The 19,168-nt window shown below is 32.6% G+C and carries 14 protein-coding genes and 1 other annotated feature (1 of these 15 only partly in view); all 14 genes read left to right on the top strand.

What is annotated here, in order from left to right:
• Positions 1 to 93 (top strand) — a binding site (T-box leader) (it extends 201 nt beyond the left edge of the window).
• Between the two features lie 373 nt (positions 94 to 466).
• The 14 genes from ilvB (at position 467) to glmS (ending at position 18,963) form a co-directional block, all read left to right on the top strand.
• A complete protein-coding gene (gene ilvB / locus OREMA_RS0110955) occupies positions 467 to 2,203 on the top strand; it encodes a biosynthetic-type acetolactate synthase large subunit (protein WP_018249316.1) in 1,737 nt (578 codons plus the stop codon).
• On the top strand, positions 2,200 to 2,679 hold the full coding sequence (ilvN, locus tag OREMA_RS0110950) for an acetolactate synthase small subunit (protein WP_018249315.1): 480 nt from the start codon (positions 2,200 to 2,202) through the stop codon (positions 2,677 to 2,679). The genes ilvB and ilvN overlap by 4 nt, the downstream gene beginning before the upstream one ends.
• Before the next feature lie 128 nt (positions 2,680 to 2,807).
• A complete protein-coding gene (gene ilvC / locus OREMA_RS0110945) occupies positions 2,808 to 3,806 on the top strand; it encodes a ketol-acid reductoisomerase (RefSeq protein WP_083900116.1) in 999 nt (332 codons plus the stop codon).
• Between the two features lie 99 nt (positions 3,807 to 3,905).
• Positions 3,906 to 5,411 (top strand): 2-isopropylmalate synthase, encoded by a 1,506-nt coding sequence (locus OREMA_RS0110940; protein ID WP_018249313.1) that lies wholly within the window; start codon positions 3,906 to 3,908, stop codon positions 5,409 to 5,411.
• A gap of 157 nt (positions 5,412 to 5,568) precedes the next feature.
• Positions 5,569 to 6,831, top strand: a complete 1,263-nt coding sequence (gene leuC / locus OREMA_RS0110935) for a 3-isopropylmalate dehydratase large subunit (RefSeq protein ID WP_018249312.1) — start codon at positions 5,569 to 5,571, stop codon at positions 6,829 to 6,831.
• A 105-nt stretch (positions 6,832 to 6,936) separates the two neighbouring features.
• The gene (gene leuD, locus OREMA_RS0110930; protein WP_018249311.1) at positions 6,937 to 7,428 is read left to right on the top strand and encodes a 3-isopropylmalate dehydratase small subunit; all 492 of its coding nucleotides are present in this window, start codon (positions 6,937 to 6,939) and stop codon (positions 7,426 to 7,428) included.
• 106 nt (positions 7,429 to 7,534) lie between these two features.
• Positions 7,535 to 8,590 (top strand): 3-isopropylmalate dehydrogenase, encoded by a 1,056-nt coding sequence (locus OREMA_RS0110925; RefSeq protein WP_018249310.1) that lies wholly within the window; start codon positions 7,535 to 7,537, stop codon positions 8,588 to 8,590.
• 12 nt (positions 8,591 to 8,602) lie between these two features.
• Positions 8,603 to 10,165, top strand: a complete 1,563-nt coding sequence (cimA, locus tag OREMA_RS0110920) for a citramalate synthase (protein WP_018249309.1) — start codon at positions 8,603 to 8,605, stop codon at positions 10,163 to 10,165.
• Between the two features lie 770 nt (positions 10,166 to 10,935).
• Positions 10,936 to 12,189 (top strand): YihY/virulence factor BrkB family protein, encoded by a 1,254-nt coding sequence (locus OREMA_RS0110915; protein ID WP_018249308.1) that lies wholly within the window; start codon positions 10,936 to 10,938, stop codon positions 12,187 to 12,189.
• A 36-nt stretch (positions 12,190 to 12,225) separates the two neighbouring features.
• A complete protein-coding gene (locus OREMA_RS0110910) occupies positions 12,226 to 12,984 on the top strand; it encodes a fumarylacetoacetate hydrolase family protein (RefSeq protein WP_018249307.1) in 759 nt (252 codons plus the stop codon).
• An 87-nt stretch (positions 12,985 to 13,071) separates the two neighbouring features.
• Positions 13,072 to 14,388: a sodium-dependent transporter gene (locus OREMA_RS0110905; protein ID WP_018249306.1), complete on the top strand. Its 1,317-nt coding sequence runs from the start codon at positions 13,072 to 13,074 to the stop codon at positions 14,386 to 14,388.
• Positions 14,389 to 14,654: 266 nt separating this feature from the next.
• Positions 14,655 to 15,407: a diadenylate cyclase CdaA gene (gene cdaA, locus OREMA_RS0110900; protein WP_018249305.1), complete on the top strand. Its 753-nt coding sequence runs from the start codon at positions 14,655 to 14,657 to the stop codon at positions 15,405 to 15,407.
• Between the two features lie 102 nt (positions 15,408 to 15,509).
• The gene (gene glmM / locus OREMA_RS0110895; protein WP_018249304.1) at positions 15,510 to 16,847 is read left to right on the top strand and encodes a phosphoglucosamine mutase; all 1,338 of its coding nucleotides are present in this window, start codon (positions 15,510 to 15,512) and stop codon (positions 16,845 to 16,847) included.
• Positions 16,848 to 17,139: 292 nt separating this feature from the next.
• Positions 17,140 to 18,963 carry a glutamine--fructose-6-phosphate transaminase (isomerizing) gene (glmS, locus tag OREMA_RS0110890; RefSeq protein ID WP_018249303.1) on the top strand — a complete coding sequence of 608 codons (1,824 nt, stop codon included), beginning with the start codon at positions 17,140 to 17,142 and terminating at the stop codon, positions 18,961 to 18,963.
• Positions 18,964 to 19,168: the final 205 nt, after the last annotated feature.

The raw sequence follows: 19,168 nt of genomic DNA, 5'->3' as shown, positions 1-19,168 counted from the left end.
TATTTTAGTATGAGAGTACTTATTGAGATTACTATTGTAAGATAGTAATGAATTTTGGGTGGTACCACGTGAGAAAGAACTCTCGTCCCAATTAATAGAACTAGTCTATTGGTTGAGACGAGAGTTCTTTGTATTTAAATTGAGTAGAGTATATTTTTAATTTTGAAAATTAGTGAGAAGTTAATAAGTAGAATTGAGTAGTTATAAAAATTTCATTATTAAGAATAGTTATTAGAAGATATCTAGATAAAATTAGATAGTAGTCATAGTAGTAGATATTTAGTAATAGATTATTTAAAAAGTAGTTAGTAGTGAGGAGTATAATAGCTTGATTATATAGGGATAAGTATATCTAATTTCCTGAAATAATCTTAAAAAACTCTGAGCTATCTAGCTCAGAGTTTTTGTTATATTGTTAACTCTAAGGTAAAGAAGTAGAGGAGTAATTAGAAAGGAGTGATTTAGAGTGACATTAAAGACAGGAGCAGAGATTTTTTTAGAATCTCTTTATTGTGAAAATGTAGAAACAATTTTTGGTTATCCTGGTGGAGCGGTATTACCAATTTATAATGTGTTGTATGATTCTAAATTGGAACATATTATGCCTCATCATGAACAAGGAGGTATTCATGCAGCTGATGGTTATGCTCGTTCTACTGGAAAAGTAGGGGTTTGTATTGCCACTTCTGGTCCAGGAGCAACCAATTTGGTAACTGGATTAGCTACAGCCTATATGGATTCGGTACCGATTGTGGCTTTTACTGGGCAGGTACCTAGTTCAATGTTAGGGACTGATGCCTTTCAGGAGGCTGATATTACAGGGATTACGACTCCAATTACTAAACATAATTACTTAGTTCAAGATGTAAAAGATTTAGCACGAATTATTAAGGAGGCTTTTCATATTGCCAGTACAGGAAGACCTGGTCCAGTATTAATTGATATACCTAAAGATATTTTAAAGGATAAAGCAGAATTTTCATATCCTAAAAAGATTAATTTACCAGGTTATAAACCTAATTATGATGGTCATGAGCTACAAATTAAAGAAGCAGCCAAGGCTATTAATGAGGCAAATAAGCCTGTAATCTATTCCGGTGGAGGAGTTATTATTTCAGGTGCTAGCAGCGAATTGCGTGAATTAGCTAAAAAGGCTAATATCCCTGTAACTACTACTCTTACAGGCTTGGGAGCTTTTGATGAACGAGATGAATTGAGCCTAGGGATGTTAGGAATGCATGGTACTACTGAAGCTAACTTGGCTGTATCAAATGCTGATCTATTGGTGGCTATTGGAGCTAGATTCGATGATAGGGTTACAGGTAAATTAGAGACATTTGCTAAAGATGCTAAGATTATTCATATAGACATTGATCCAGCTGAGGTAGGAAAGAGAAAACTTGTCGACATCCCAATAGTTGGAGATGTTAGAAGAATCTTAACTACTATGAATAAGTTAATTGAATCTAAAGAAAGAAATAATTGGTTGGACCAAGTTGATAACTGGCGTAAGTTAGACGAACTCAATGAAGAGGGTGAAAAGAAGAAGTTATCACCTAAAGAAATTATAGAAGAGATAGATGATTTAACTGAAGGGCAGGCTTTGATTACCACTGAAGTAGGGCAACATCAGATGTGGGCAGCACAATTCTATAAATATAGTAAACCAAGAAGTTTCATGACTTCTGGAGGCTTAGGAACAATGGGTTATGGTTTCCCAGCTGCTGTGGGAGTACAGGTTGGTAATAAAGATAGTGTAGTATTGGCTTTAGCTGGTGATGGTAGCTTTCAGATGAATTTACAGGAGCTAGCTACTGTAGCTAAAAATAAATTGCCATTAAATATTGTTATTTTTAATAATGGTTATTTAGGAATGGTAAGGCAGTGGCAAGAAATGTTCTATGATAGAAGATATTCTTCTGTATGTCTAAAGCAACAGGAAAGCTGTCCGCCAGGGTGTTCAGCTCCTGGTGATCAGTGTCCAGTTACAACACCTGATTTTGTAAAATTAGCTGAATCTTTTGGAATCAAAGCTAAGAGGGTGAGTAGAGCTGAAGAAATAAGGCCAGCATTAGAAGAAGCAATTAATAGTCCAGAACCTTACTTGCTAGATTTTATTATAGAAGAAGAAGAGAATGTATTCCCTATGGTACCACCAGGTGGTAGTTTAGACAGTATGGTCTTAAAGGGGGAGGTAGAATGAAGCATACAGTTTCAGTATTAGTTGCTAATGAATCTGGTGTTTTAGCTAGAGTAGCTAGCTTATTCAGTAGGCGAGGCTTTAATATAGAGAGTCTATCTGTTGGTAAGACAGATAATGAAGAAATATCTAGGATTACTTTAGTTGTTGAAGGTGATGATAGGGTTTTAGAGCAGTTAACTAAGCAATTAAACAAATTAATTGTTGTTCATAAAATTAGTGACTTAACCCAAGAATCTGTTGTAAGTAGAGGATTAGCTTTAATCAAAGTCAAAGCTACTGCTACTACTCGGTCTGAGATTATGCAGATAGTTGATATATTTAGGGGTAAAATTGTAGATGTAGCCTCAGGTTCAATAATGGTCGAAATAACTGGCAATGAAGATAAGGTTAATGCTATAGAAGAACTTTTAAGGCCTTTTGGAATTAAAGAGCTAGTTAGAACTGGTAAGATCGCAATGGCAAGAGGGAAGAAATAATTGATAATGTAGAATTAATAATTAATAATTATTAAAATAAAAATAATTGACAATTTAGCAATTAGAATCAAGTGGTCTTAAACCATATGTTTTAAATTGTTAATTATAAACTAAAAAAAGTCGAGGAGATGAGAAGAATGGTAAAAATGTATTATAATGAAGATGCTAATTTAAAGGTTTTAGAAGGTAAGAAGATTGCAGTTGTTGGTTATGGTAGTCAGGGTCATGCACAAGCTCAAAATATGAGAGATGCAGGATTAGATGTTATTGTATCTGAATTAGAAGGAACTCCAAACTATGAGCAAGCAGTTAAAGATGGTTTTGAACCTAAGACAGCTGCTGAAGCTGCTAAAGAAGCAGATGTAATTCAAATCTTACTTCCAGATGAAGTACAGAAGAAGGTGTATTATAGTGAAGTTGAAGCAAATTTAGAGGCTGGGAATGCTTTAGTATTCTCTCATGGATTCAATATTCATTATGGTCAAATAGTTCCACCTGCTGATGTAGATGTATATATGGTAGCACCTAAAGGACCAGGACACTTGGTAAGAAGAGTTTACACTGAAGGATTTGGTGTTCCAGCATTGATTGCTATCTATCAAGATGCTACTGGTAATGCTAAAGATTTCGCATTGGCTCATGCTAAAGGTGTAGGTGGTACTAGAGCAGGTGTAATCGAAACTACTTTTGAAGAAGAGACAGAAACAGATTTATTTGGTGAGCAAGCAGTATTATGTGGAGGAACTACTGAGTTAGTTAGAGCAGGTTTTGAAACTCTAGTAGATGCTGGTTATCAACCAGAGATTGCTTATTTTGAATGTTTACATGAACTTAAGCTAATTGTTGATTTGATGTATGAAGGTGGTATTGCTACAATGAGAGATTCTATTTCCGATACTGCTGAATATGGAGACTTAATTGCTGGAAAGCAGGTTATTAATGATAAATCTCGTGAGGCTATGAAGAAATTACTTACTGATATTCAAGAAGGAGAATTTGCTAAGCAATGGTTACTTGAAAATCAAGTTGGACGTCCAGGATATAATAGAAAGAAAGCTATTGATGAGGATCATTTAATTGAGAAGGTTGGAGCAGAGTTAAGATCTAAAATGAATTATCTTGACTAAGAGCAAATAATAGCTTATAGCTGCTAGCTATTAGCTATTGGCTAGAAATTAAACAGCCAGAAGCTAGTAGCTATAAGCTAAAATAGTGAGGTGAGTTTTATGGCTATTAAGATCTTTGATACTACTTTGCGTGATGGTGAACAATCACCAGGAGTAAGCTTAAGTGCTAAAGAAAAAATTGAGATTGCTAAACAGTTGGCTAAGTTGCAAGTTGATGTAATTGAAGCAGGATTTCCTATTGCTTCGGATGGTGATTTTAAAGCAGTACAGAAGATAGCTCAAGAAGTTAAAGGACCAGTTATTGCAGCTTTAGCTAGAGCTACAAAGCAGGATATTGATAGAGCTGGAGAAGCTATTAAAGATGCTCAAAGACCAAGAATTCATACTTTTATTGCTACATCACCAGTTCATATGAAATATAAATTGAAACAATCCCCCCAAGAAGTTTTAGAGAGTGCTGTTAAAGCTGTAAAGTATGCCAAGACATATACTGATGATGTAGAGTTTTCAGCAGAGGATGCTTTTAGAAGTGATAAGGATTTCTTGTGTGAGGTCTTTGAAGCAGTAATTTCAGCTGGAGCAACAACAATTAACATTCCTGATACAGTTGGTTATGCTACTCCATTAGAATTTGGTGGCTTAATAAAATATATTAAAGATAATGTAGCAAATATTGATAATGCGGTAATTAGTGTACACTGTCATAATGACTTAGGTTTGGCAGTAGCAAATTCTTTGGCTGCAATTGAGAATGGAGCAGAACAGATTGAATGTGCTGTTAATGGGATTGGTGAAAGAGCGGGTAATACTGCATTAGAAGAGATTGCTTTATCATTGAATACGCGTTATGATTATTTTGATGATCAAACAAATTTAAATCTAAAAGAGATTTCTCGTACCAGTAGGTTGGTTAGCCATTTAACCGGTATGGAGATTCAGCCTAACAAAGCTATAGTTGGAAAGAATGCTTTTGCTCATGAATCTGGTATTCACCAAGATGGTGTGATTAAAGAAAGAACCACCTATGAAATTATGGATGCTACGACTATTGGTTTAGAAGAGAATAAAATTGTTCTTGGAAAACATTCAGGGCGACATGCTTTTAGGCAGAAGTTAGAGGAATTAGGTTATGAATTAAGCCAAGAAGAATTGAATTCTGCTTTTAAAAGGTTTAAAAACTTAGCAGATAAGAAGAAAGAGATTACTGGATTTGATTTAGAAGCTATTATGGAAGATGAAATTAGTCAAGTAGAGCAAATTTATCAGATAAATCTATTACAAGTAACAAGTAGTCCAGGTCTAGCAACAGCGACTGTGCAATTAGAAAAGGATGGTCAAAAGGTTAATGAGAGTGCTTGTTCTGAAGGTGGACCGATTGATGCTATTTATGAGGCTATGAATCGGATAACAGGTTTAGATTGTAAGTTAAATGATTATCAAATTGATTCAGTAACTAGTGGTAAAGATGCTTTAGGCGAGGTAATAGTTAAGTTAGAGCATGAAAACAAGCTTTATGTTGGTAGAGGTATTAGTACAGATATTATTGAGGCTAGTGCTAAAGCTTATAATAATGCAATCAATAGAATATTTACAGCTACTAATTAAATTTAAAGTTGATAATTTACAATTATAAATTAAAGAATCAATAATTTGAATTGATAATTATTTTTGTGATTAATAGTATTAATTTAAAGCAATATTATTTAGATTATAATTATACATTGTACATTATTAATTAAAGAAATCGAGGAGGCGAGTAATTATGGGAATGACAATGGTAGAGAAGATATTAGCAGCTCATGCTGGCAAGGATAAAGTAAAAGCAGGAGAATTGGTTAATGCTAAGTTAGATTTAGTTTTAGGAAATGATGTAACTACTCCAGTAGCAGTAAAGGAGTTTCAGAAGATTGGTATAGAGAATGTTTTTGATAAAGATAGAATAGCAATTGTACCAGATCACTTTGTACCTAATAAGGATATTAATTCAGCCGAACAGGTGAAAATGATTAGAGAATTTGCTAATGACAAAGAGATTACAAACTTTTTTGAATTAGGGGAAATGGGTATTGAACATTGTTTATTACCTGAGCAAGGTTTAGTTGGTCCAGGAGATATTGTTATCGGTGCAGATTCTCATACATGTACCTATGGTGCTTTAGGTGCTTTAGCAACTGGAATTGGAAGTACGGATATGGCAGCTGGTATGGCAACTGGTGAAGCATGGTTTAAGGTTCCAGAAACTATCAAATTTGTTTACAAAGGTGAGCTACAAAAGTGGGTTAGTGGTAAGGACTTAATCTTATATACGATCGGTGATATTGGTGTAGATGGTGCTTTATATAAAGCTATGGAATTTACAGGGCCAGTAATTGAGAATTTATCTATGGATAGTAGATTTACTATGTCTAATATGGCTATTGAAGCTGGTGGAAAGTGTGGATTGATCGAAGCAGATGAGACTACTTTAGAGTACGTTAAAGACAGAGCGCAACGTGATTGGACAGTATATAAGAGTGATGAAGATGCAGAGTATGCAGAGGTTATAGAGTATGATGTAAGTAATATTGAACCTCAAGTAGCATTCCCTCATTTACCTGAAAATACAAAAGGAATTAGTCAAGTAGGAGATATTAAGATTGATCAATCTGTAATTGGTTCTTGTACTAATGGTAGAATAGAAGATTTAAGAGTTGCTGCTGAAATCTTAAAGGATAAGAAGAAGGCTGATCATGTAAGATTAATTATCTTCCCAGGGACTCAAGAGATTTATAAGCAAGCAATGAAGGAAGGATTAATTGAGATCTTTATTGATGCTGGAGCAGCAGTAAGTACTCCAACTTGTGGACCTTGTTTAGGTGGACATATGGGTATCTTAGCTAAAGGTGAAAGATCTATTGCTACAACTAACCGTAACTTTGTTGGGCGTATGGGGCATCCAGAAAGTGAAGTTTATTTATCAAATCCAGCAGTAGCAGCGGCTTCTGCAATTGCAGGTAAGATTGTTAGTCCAGATGAAGTTCTGTAATTAGTGAGCAGTGAGAAGTAAAAATAATGTTAAAAATTTAAAAGAGTATTAGATGCAGGTATAAACTGTGAAAATTAGTTAAGTATTAGAGGAGGAAAGAGAATTATGGAGATCAAAGGTAAAGTATGGAAGTATGGTAATGACGTAGATACAGATGTAATTATTCCAGCTAGATATTTAAATACATCAGATCCTGATAAATTGGCTGAACATTGTATGGAGGATATTGATGAAACTTTTGCTGGCAATGTAGAACAAGGTGATATTATTGTAGCAGAGGATAATTTCGGTTGTGGAAGTTCTCGTGAGCATGCTCCAATTGCTATTAAAGCAGCAGGAGTATCAGCAGTAATTGCTAATTCTTTTGCGCGTATCTTCTTTAGAAATGCAATTAATATTGGTCTTCCTATCTTAGAATGTCCAGAAGCAGTAGCTGGAATTGAAAAGGGAGATGAAGTAGAGATAGATGTAGATTCTGGAGTAATCAAGAATTTAAGCAAAGATACTGAGTTCCAGGCAGAACCATTCCCAGCATTTATGCAGAGAATTATTGATGCAGGCGGATTAGTAAATTATGTAAAAGAGAAAACGAATTAATAAATTTTGAATAACAATTTTCAGGGGTTAGTCACGACCAACCTGTACATTTGCATTTAGATAAAAGACTTTAAAAAATAATAATTATAGAGAAGGTGAGCAGACAATGAGTAAAAAGAGAATAGCAGTAATCGGTGGAGATGGAATCGGTCCAGAGGTAACTAAACAAGGTGTAAAAGTATTAGAGAAGTTAGGACAGATTACAGATTTAAATTTTGAATTTGAAAATTTCAACATAGGTGCTGACCATTATTTAGAAACTGGTGAATTAGTAACTGACGAGGTTAAGGCTGATTTAACAAATTTTGATGCTATTTATTTAGGAGCAGTAGGAGATCCTCGTGTTAAACCAGGTGTTTTAGAGCATGGAATTCTATTAGATTTACGTTTTTCTTTAGACCAATATATTAATCTTCGTCCAATTAAATTATTAGATTCTAAATTCACTCCATTAAAAGATAAAGAGCCAAAAGATATCGATATGATGATTGTTCGAGAAAATACAGAAGGTCTTTATGCTGGGGTAGGTGGCTTCTTCAAGAAAGGAACTAAGGATGAGGTAGCTACTCAAGAGATGATTAATACTTATAAAGGTGTAGAAAGAGTTATCCGTTATGCTTATGAGTATGCTCAAAAGCGTAATAAAGAGAACAAGTTAACTTTATGTGATAAGAGTAACGTATTAACTTATTCTCATGATTTATGGCAGAGAGTATTTGAAGAGGTTGGAAACAATTATTCAGATGTAGAAAAACATCATATGTTAGTTGATGCTATGACTATGAAGATGGTTAGAAACCCAGAGGTCTTTGATGTAGTAGTAACTTGTAATATGTTCGGTGATATCATTACAGATTTAGGTGCAGAAATTCAAGGTGGAATGGGTATGGCTGTATCAGGAAATATTAATCCAGAAGGTGTATCTATGTTTGAACCAGTACATGGTTCTGCTCCAGATATTGCAGGTCAAAATAAAGCTAATCCATTAGCAGCATTATTAGCAGCAGCAATGATGGTTGAGATTTTAGGTAATCCGGAGGAAGCTCAAATGATTCAAAAAGCAATCAATTTATCATTAGCAGAGAATCAAACTACTGTTGATATGGGTGGAAAATTAACTACTGATGGAGTAGGAGATTATATCTGTAGTGTCTTAGGCTAGGAGGGGATTGTAGTGCTAAAAATTTATGATACTACTTTACGTGACGGAAGTCAAAGAGAGGGTATCTCCTATTCTACAGAGGATAAATTGAATATTACTAAAAGGTTAGATGAGCTAGGCATTAGTTATATTGAAGGTGGCTGGCCTGGTTCAAATCCTAAAGATATAGAGTATTTTAATAAAGTACAAAACTTAGATCTTAGTAATTCCAAGATAGCTGCTTTTGGTAGCACTCGTAGGGCCAATATTAAAGCAGAAGATGATAAGAATCTAAATGCTATATTAGATTCTGGCGTTAAGGTGGCTACAATATTTGGTAAGGCTTGGGATTTGCATGTTACTCAAGCATTAAAGACTACTTTAGAAGAGAATTTAAAGATGATTGAAAGTTCTATAGATTATTTGCAGAATAAAGGTTTAGAGGTTAATTTTGATGCTGAACACTTCTTTGATGGTTATGAAGCTAACTCTGAATATGCAATTAAGGTATTACAGGCTGCTCAACGAGGGGGAGCAGATACATTAGTTTTATGTGATACTAACGGTGGAACAATGCCTTTTAGAGTTAAAGAGATTATTGCAAGTATTAAAGAAGAGATCAACATACCTTTAGGAATTCATGCTCATAATGATGCAGAATTGGCAGTAGCTAATTCATTAGCAGCTTATGAGGCTGGAGCGATACAGATTCAAGGAACTATTAATGGTTATGGGGAGAGATGCGGCAATGCCAATCTTTCTTCTATTATTCCTAATCTTAAATTAAAGTACAATGAAGAACTTATAACTGATGAACAATTAGTTAAGATTACAGAAGTCTCTCGTTATGTTAGTGAAGTTGCTAATTTAAATCCTCCTAGTCATAAGCCTTATGTTGGAGATAGTGCTTTTGCTCATAAAGGTGGAATTCATGTTAGTGCTATTTTGAGAGATTCTAAAACTTATGAACATATTAAACCAGAGTTAGTTGGGAATAAGCAACGAGTTTTAGTTTCTGAACTATCTGGTAAGAGTAATTTAGTTTATAAAGCTCAAGAACTTGGTATTAATATTGAAGAAGAAAGTACAGATTTAAGAGCTGTTTTAGATGAAATTAAAGATTTAGAACATCAAGGCTATCACTTTGAAGGAGCTGAAGCTTCTTTTGAATTATTAGTAGAGAAGGCAACCGGTAGGTATGAGAAACTCTTTGAATTAGAGGGAGTTAGAATCATTACCGAAAAATCTGAGGATTACAATCCTTTATCAGAGGCTACTATTAAGGTGAAAGTTAACGGGGAAAGGGTTCATACAGCAGCAGAGGGTGATGGACCAGTTAATGCTCTTGATGGTGCTTTACGAAAGGCTCTTATTAGCTTTTATCCTGAGCTAAAGAATATTCATTTGATAGACTACAAAGTTAGAGTTTTAGAAGGTAATCAAGGAACTTCAGCTAAGGTTAGAGTTTTAATTGAATCTACTGATGGACATCATACTTGGGGTACAGTTGGAGCTTCGACTAATATAATTGAAGCAAGTTGGCAGGCTTTAGTGGACAGTATCGAATATGGGATTAAACTTAAAAAGAATGATTAAAGTTCAAAAATTTGATTTAGCATAAAAATATCATTCACGGAGAGCTTTGTTTTTTAAAGCTCGTAGGGACAGTATAGAGTATGGGATAAAGTTGAAACAAGGTAGTAAGTAAATATCTATAGAAAAGTAAATATGAGCACCTCACGGAAGGTTTATTGTTTTTATAAACCTGTAGGGACAGTATAGAATATGGGATTAAACTCAAGAAGGACAAATAGAGCTCAATATTGATATTTAGTCTCGATGTAACATATACGAAGAGTTTTTGTTCTGTAAAACTCGAAGGGATAGCATAGAGTATGGAATTAAGTATATACTGGGTAATAATTATATATATTAAAGTTTAAACCAAGTGCTAAATTAGTACTTGGTTTTTAGCTATTTGATCTTTAGGTCGAATTAAAAGAATATTATATTTAGAAATATTTGCATAAATAAAAAGGTTTTTTGATAATAGAATACAATTATATAATATAGAAAATCTGGCTACATATAATATAGAGATAGATATGATTTCAAATTAAACATATAATTTGTTAAGTTTTAGAAATTAAGAAATGATCTGTTTATTATTGGGGATGAATTTAATAATTTATAAATATTATAAGGATAAATTTATTTTCTATATGAGAGCAAGAATTTATAATAAGAATATTATATATTTAATTTAGGTAAATACTGAATTGATCAATGCGTTAAAATAATAAAAAGTATTTGAAAAAAGATGATCATAAAGAAAAGGTTAGTAGTAAGAATTTGGGGAGGCTATTATGGAAAAAAGCTTATTTGATGTTAATTGGAAACTTTTTATTAATAGAGTTAATCAAAAAGCAAAACAGATAGATATTTTTATCAATGCTATGAGTTTGGTTTATACCACTTTATTGTCAATTATTCCATTATTAATCTTCTCATTTTACATTATGACCTTATTTAATATTTTTGGTGGCATGAAGAGTATAATTAATGGTCTAAAAGAACTTATTCTAGAGAATTTAACAACTGGAACTGGAGAAACTTTAATTAATTATTTAGAACAATATGTTAATAATGTTGATGTTACACAGTTAGGTGTAATAAGTTTTTTATCATTAGTTGTGGTTATTGTATTTATGTTAGCAAGAATTGAGATAACTTTCAATAAAATCTGGGGTGTTGAGGAGCATCGTGATATTTTCAAAAGGTTTGTTGCTTTTTGGACTTTTATTACTTTAGGTACTTTTTTAATTGCTATTTCTTTAAGTTTGACAATATCGGTAATTAGTTCTTATCTAAGCCCTAGATTTGTAAATATTTCAGCAGATAAAACTTATTTTTTTCGTTTCTTGTCTATGCTTTCATATTTTCTGATTTTTATTGTAGGTTATTATTTAATTCCTAATACTGATGTGGAGCCTTTAGCAGCTATTGTTGGCGGTACTGTAAGTGGCTTTCTTTTTAACCTGGCTAAATTTGGATATAAAATTTATACTAAATATGCTGTTGGATATAGTCAAATTTATGGTTCCTTATCGGTTATTCCTTTATTTTTAGTTTGGATTTATTTAATTTGGTTAATTGCTCTATGGGGAGCGGTAATTTCTTATGTTTATCAAAACAGAAGTAATTTGCATCATTTCAATACATTGGAAGATATTAGTGTAGGAGTACAAAATTTAATTCCTATTGCGATTTTAGTTGTTATCTGCAAAGAATTTGTTAACCGTAAATCTAAAGGGATTAGCTTTGAAGGTTTAACCGACAGAATTAATATTCCAGTAGAGATAATAGAAGATAATCTAGGTGGCTTAATAAAGGAAAATTTAATAGCTATTACGAAAGATAATAGATATATTCCAGTTACCACTTTAGAGCAGATTTCTTTATGGGAGATATGTAAACTATTAATTTTCAAACAAAAAATAGGAATTAATAAGATTTTTGCAGATCAAGAGATATGTAGTGTATATGATTCTTTAATAGAAGGCTTAAGAGAAGAGTTAGAAGAATTAACTATTGTTGATTTATTAAATGATGCTTGTTAATGATTGGTCTATAATTTAGTAGAGTAGGTGAGTAGAATGAAATTTCTAAGATTTAAAAAAGAAGAAAAGATTAGTTATGGTATCTTAGAGGAAGGTATTATTAGAGAAATCAAAGGTGATATTTATAATAATTATCAAATTTCTGATAGAAATTACTTATTAAGTGAGGTAGATTTATTGGCTCCTTGTGAGCCTAGTAAGATAATTTGTGTAGGGCTTAATTATCGTGATCATGCGAAAGAATTAGATATGGATCTACCTAAAGAACCTGTTATCTTTTTAAAACCTGCTACTTCCATCATAGGTCCTAATACAAAGGTTAAATATCCTAAGATCAGCCAACAAGTAGATTATGAGGCGGAGTTAGCGGTTGTTGTAAAGAATCAAATTAGAGAGATAGAGACAGCAGAGGCTGGCGATCATATTTTGGGCTATACTTGTTTTAATGATATTACAGCTAGAGACTTACAAAATCGTGACGGACAATGGACCAGGGCAAAATCTTTTGATACCTTTGCTCCAGTTGGTCCTATAATTGAAACAGAGGTAAATCCAAATGATTTACAGGTTCAATTATTTCATAATGGAAAAGTAAAGCAAAATTCCAATACGAAACAGATGATATTTGAAGTTGAGTATCTAGTAAGTTTTATTTCTCAAGTTATGACTTTAAATCCTGGTGATATTATTGCAACAGGTACTCCTCCAGGTGTAGGCAGTGTAGAAGTTGGAGATGATTTAGAAGTTAAGATAGAGGGGATAGGGAGCTTAAAGAATCAAATTGATCAAGCTTAGATTTAATTATGAATTCTACTATAAGAATACTTATATTTATAATTTTATAAGCAGTAATAAACTAAATATTTATGGAGGTATTAAGATATGCAAGAGAGAGAAACATGGTCTAGTAAGTTAGGATTTATTTTAGCTTGTATTGGAGCTGCTATTGGTTTGGGTAACATATGGATGTTCCCCTGGAGGTTAGGGGCTTATGGTGGGGCTGCTTTTTTGATTCCTTATCTATTTTTTGTTTTAGTTTTAGGTACAACAGGATTGATGGAGGAATTTGCTTTTGGAAGAAGTAAGAAGAAAGGTGCTATTGGTGCTTTTGAAGATGTATATAAAGATAAAGGTCTTAACTTTGGAGATAAATTGGGGATTATACCCGTATTAGGAGTAACAGGTGTTTTTATATTTTATTCTATAGTCGTTGGTTGGATATTAAAATACTTTACTTTAACTCTAACTAATTCTTTTGAGAGCATAGAAAGTATTCCGGCGTATTTTGGGACTTTTGTTGGTACTCCAAATACAATTTTATGGCATTTTATTGGGATATTATTGACTGTAATTATTGTTAGCTTTGGTATCAAAGAAGGAATTGAGAAGGTAAATAAAGTTATGATGCCAATACTTTTTGGAATATTAGTTATTTTGTTATTTAGGTCACTAACTTTGCCTGGTGCTAAAGCGGGGATCAAGTTCTTGTTGTTGCCAGATTGGAGTAAATTATTTGATCCTATAACTTGGATTATGGCTTTAGGACAATCCTTTTTTACGGTTTCTTTGGGAGGAGCAGCTATGTTGGTTTATGGTAGTTACTTAAAAGAGGATGTAGATATTCCATCTTCTGCTTTTAATACGGTTATATTCAATACTATTTCATCATTTTTGGCTGCTTTTGTAATAATACCGGCTACATTTGCTTTTGGTTTAGATCCACAAGCAGGTCCACCTCTATTATTTATCACAGTACCTACTATTTTTAAGAGTATGCCAGGTGGTTATTTCTTTGGAGCTTTATTCTTTTTAAGTGTAGTGTTTGCTGCACTTTCTTCGGCAATCAATTTAATAGAAGTTCCTGTTGAAGCACTAATTGAACGTTTTTCTTTGAGTAGAAAGAAGAGTGTATTGATTGTAGGAATTTTGGCTTTTTTAATTGGTTTACCATTAGATTTAAATATGAATATCTTTGGTTTATTTGCTGATACTGTTACAGTTTATCTGATACCAATAGGTGCTGTATTAGCTGCTATTACCTTCTTTTGGATTTATGGTGTTGACAATGCAAGAAATGAGATAAATAAAGGAGCAGAAAAACCATTGGGAATATGGTGGGAGCCTTTTGCAAAATATATATTTACAGGAGTAGCAATTGTAGTCTTGGTTCTAGGCATTATTTATGGAGGGATAGGATAAAATAAATTTAAACTATATAATTTAATATTATCATCTAACTAGAATCAAATTTATATTAGGAATATAGTTGGATGACAGTGATTAGTAATTAAATTAAATTTTAGACTTGAATATCTATAATAAGTTAATACAGGTAGAGAATATTAAAATTTTCTGCCTGATTTTATTTTATAATATTATAATATCTTAATAGTATTTATAATATCTATCATTATTGGAAATCCTAAAATTAATATTCCCTCTTTTTATTGAAAGGGGAACACACAATGGAAATCAGTATTTTAATGTTAATTGATATTTTGGTAACTTTAGTAGTCTCTTATAAATTTTTCACCTTAGTTAAGGAAACGAGAGCTATTCAACTTCTAAATGGTGTATTAATTTTATTATTAATTAGATTTTTTAGTGGAATATTAGGTTTGAAAATATTTAATTCTTTATTAGATCAGGTAAAGACAGTAATATTAATTGCTTTGCCGATAGTTTTTCAACCAGAGTTAAGAAGGGCTTTAGAACACATAGGAAGAGGAAATTTAATTAATCAATTAAGAAGACGAGATAAATTTCAGACTCATATTGATAAATTAGTAGCGGCTATTATTAGATTAAGCAAAGATAAAATTGGGGCATTGATTGTAGTGAAAAGAGCAACGGGACTTAAAGATATAATTGATACGGGAATAGAATTAGATGCAATTTTATCAGTGGAATTACTAATAAATATATTTACGCCTAATAGCCCATTGCATGATGGGGCTATAATTATAGATAAGAATAGATTGGTTGCAGCTAATTGTTTATTGCCTATAACTAAAAATAGTAATTTAAAGCAAAGTTTTGGGACAAGGCATAGGGCTGCATTAGGTATTAGCGAAGAAAGTGATGCCTTAGTAATAGTTGTTTCAGAAGAGACAGGTGTGGTGTCTATAACATATGATGGGAGAATTGAATCTAATTTAGATGAATTTAGCTTAAAAGAAAGGCTGTTTAGTAAATTTGATGAATTAGGTGTTAATTAGTTGAAAACTATAATCCTTTACAATATAATTAGTATTGTATCTTATTTATTATTTACTCACATTAGTAGATTATAAAAATATAATATTAAAGGAGGTGAAAAGATGGGTGATCTATTTGGAACTGATGGAGTACGAGGTGAAGCAAATCAATATTTAACTGCTGAATTAGCCTTCAAAATAGGTAAGGCTGGATCATACTATTTGTCTCAAGAGGAAGAAAGTCCTAAAATATTAATTGGAAAAGATACTAGACAATCAGGTGATATGTTAGAAGCTGCTTTAATAGCAGGAATTACTTCTTTAGGTATAGATGTAGTGAAAATAGGTGTAGTACCTACACCTGCTGTTGCTTATTTAACTAAAACTAAGGATGTTAATGCAGGAATTATGATTTCAGCCTCTCATAATCCAGTAGAAGATAATGGTATCAAATTCTTTAATAAAGATGGATTTAAGTTATCTGATGATCAAGAGGAAGAGATTGAAGGTATTATTTTTGATTCTTTAGATAAGATTTCATTACCCTCAGGAGATAAAGTAGGTAAGGTTAAATTTATTCATGATGGCTTAGCAGATTATATAAATTATATTAAATCTACTGTAGATAATAATTTTAGTGGTTTAAAGGTTGTTATAGATTGTGCTAATGGGGCTGCATTTAAAGCTGCACCTCAAGTCTTAGAAGAATTAGGTGCTGAGGTTATTGCTATACATAATAATCCAACTGGCTTAAATATTAATGTTAATTGTGGTTCTACTAATCCTGAGGTTATTAAGGAAGCAGTATTAAATTATGAAGCAGATTTAGGAATTGCTCATGATGGAGATGCAGATAGGTTAATTGCTGTTGATGATAAAGGTAATTTAGTAGATGGAGATTATATTTTAGCGATTTGTGGACGAGAGTTAATAAGAGAAAGACGCCTGACAGATAATACAATAGTAGCTACTAAATATAGTAACCTTGGATTACATCAAGCAATGAATGAATTAAATGGCCAAGTTTCTGTTGTGAAGAATGGAGATCGTTATGTTTTGGCAGAAATGAAAGAAAAAAATTATATTTTAGGTGGAGAGAAATCAGGTCATATTATTTTCTTAGATTATAATACTACTGGAGATGGTATCTTAACGGCATTACAATTAATTGATATTATTAAAAAGACAGGCAAGAATTTATCTGAATTACGTCAAGAGATGATTGCTTTTCCACAATTATTAGTCAATATAGAAGTAGAAGATAAAGATTGGGAGAATAATAAAAATATTGATAGTATACTAAAAGAGTCTGAGAAAATATTAGGAGATAATGGACGGATTTTTGTAAGAGCTTCAGGAACAGAGCCTTTAATCAGGGTTATGGTTGAAGGGGAAGGTGAAGAAGAAATAGAAAAACTAGCAAATAATGTAGCTAAAGTAATAAGAACAGAGCTTAATTAGTTTATGACTTAGAGTTAACAGTTTACAGTTTTCATTGTTTAAGTTTATTTATTATCAACTGTAAACTGTACTATATAATTATAGCGCCCGGACTCATTATTAATTATCAATTTTAAATTGTGTTTAATTCTGAGTTGACGAGGAGAGGGCTGATCGATATTCGGCGGATACCCTCAGGTTATAGCTATTAGCCTTAAACTAAATTCTTAAAACTTAGAAGTAATTCTAAGTACAAAGGAATTTAGGAATAGCACTTATTTCAACTTTAAGAGTAAATAGGGGGTTAATATATATGTGTGGAATTGTGGGTTATATTGGAAATCGCCAGGCTAGTCCAATATTGGTAGAAGGCTTGCAAAAATTAGAATATCGAGGTTATGATTCTGCAGGTGTTGCTTTATATAATGATGGAGAGATTAATATTTTTAAGACGGTAGGTAAATTGTTTGAGTTAGAAGCACTTACTGATAAAGAAGATCCTAAAGGCAGTATTGGGATTGGTCATACTCGTTGGGCTACCCATGGAAAACCATCTACACCTAATTCTCATCCTCATACAAGTGCTAATGGAAAGTTTGCAGTTGTTCATAATGGGATTATTGAAAACTATATGGAGTTAAGGGAAGAGCTAAAAGCTAAAGGCTATGAATTTGAATCGGAAACTGATACAGAAGTGATCCCTCATTTAATTCAAGAGTATTATGATGGAAATTTAGAAGAGACAGTTAGAAAAGTAGTAGGCAAATTAGAAGGAGCTTACGCTCTAGTAATTTTATCAACAGAAGAACCAGATAAATTAATTACAGTTAGAGAAGATAGCCCACTAATAATTGGTATAGGGCAAGAAGAATACTTTATAGCTTCTGATATTCCTGCTATCTTAAAACATACAGATAAAGTATTTATCTTAGATGATGGTGAGATGGGGGTTATTACTTGTGATGGAGTAGATTTATCTACTGTTAGTGGAGAAAGGATAGAGAAAGAGGTCTTTGAAGTTGACTGGGATCCAGGAATGGCTGAAAAGAGTGGTTTTGATCACTTTATGCTTAAAGAGATACATGAACAGCCAGAAGCATTAAGAAGGTCTATTGCTGGTCGTTTAAATGAAGATACTATTCATTTTAATGAAGTTAGTTTAACAGCTAAGGAATTAGAAAGTTACAATAAAATTTATATTGTTGCTTGTGGAACTGCTTATTATTCTGGAATAGTAGGAAAATATGCAATTGAGAATTTAGCTCGAATTCCAGTAGAAGTAGATGTTGCATCAGAATTTAGATATAGAGATCCACTAATTGATGAAAATACATTAGTGATTGTAGTAAGTCAGTCTGGAGAGACTGCAGATACTTTGGCAGCTTTACGAGAAGCACAGGATAAAGGGGCAAGGGTAATAGCTATTTGTAATACAGTAGGAAGCACTATTCCACGTGAAGCAGATGATGTAATCTATCTTCATGCTGGACCTGAGATTGCAGTTGCTTCTACTAAAGCTTATATTACAATGTTAATGGCATTTTATATGTTAGCTATCTATTTATCCCAAGTGAAAGGTATACTAGACTTAAGTAGAAGTCAAGAATTAATTTCTGAGTTAAAGAGACTACCAGAGAAAGTAGAACAGATAATTGATAATAGTGTAGACGCTATTAAGGAATTAGCCAAAGATTATGTAGATCAAAATGATGCTTTCTTTATTGGTAGAAGTATTGATTATGCTGTATCTTTAGAAGGTGCTTTAAAGTTGAAAGAGATATCTTATATTCATGCTGAAGCTTATCCGGCTGGAGAATTAAAGCATGGTCCATTAGCTTTGATTGTAGATGGAGTACCAGTAGTTGCTGTGGCAACTCAACAATCTGTAATTGATAAGACTTTAAGTAATGTAAAAGAAGTTAAAGCTCGTGGTGGAGTTGTAACAGGAATTGTATTTGAAGGTGAAGAAGTAATTGAAGATTTAGATTATAAGATTGAAATTCCTAAAACTGATGAATTATTAACTGCTATACCATCTGTTGTACCATTACAATTATTATCATATTATGTAGCGATAGAAAGAGGATCTGATGTAGATCAACCAAGAAACTTAGCTAAGAGTGTAACAGTAGAGTAGAGAAGATAAGTGCCGTGTTCTTTGGGCACTTATCGATCACGAAAAGTCCGAAGGACTTGTAGGGAGAAGATAGTAGGAATTAGAGAAGAGAAGATAAGATAAGTGCCATGTTCTTTGGGCACTTATCGATCACGAAAAGTCGTAAGAACCCGAAGGGCAATAATCAATTTACCCCTGAGAATTTTCTCAGGGGTTTTTGATATTT

The sequence above is a fragment of the Orenia marismortui DSM 5156 genome (assembly GCF_000379025.1).
Taxonomy (GTDB): Bacteria; Bacillota; Halanaerobiia; order Halobacteroidales; family Halobacteroidaceae; genus Orenia; species Orenia marismortui.
This window is presented reverse-complemented; position numbering and strand designations above follow the sequence as displayed.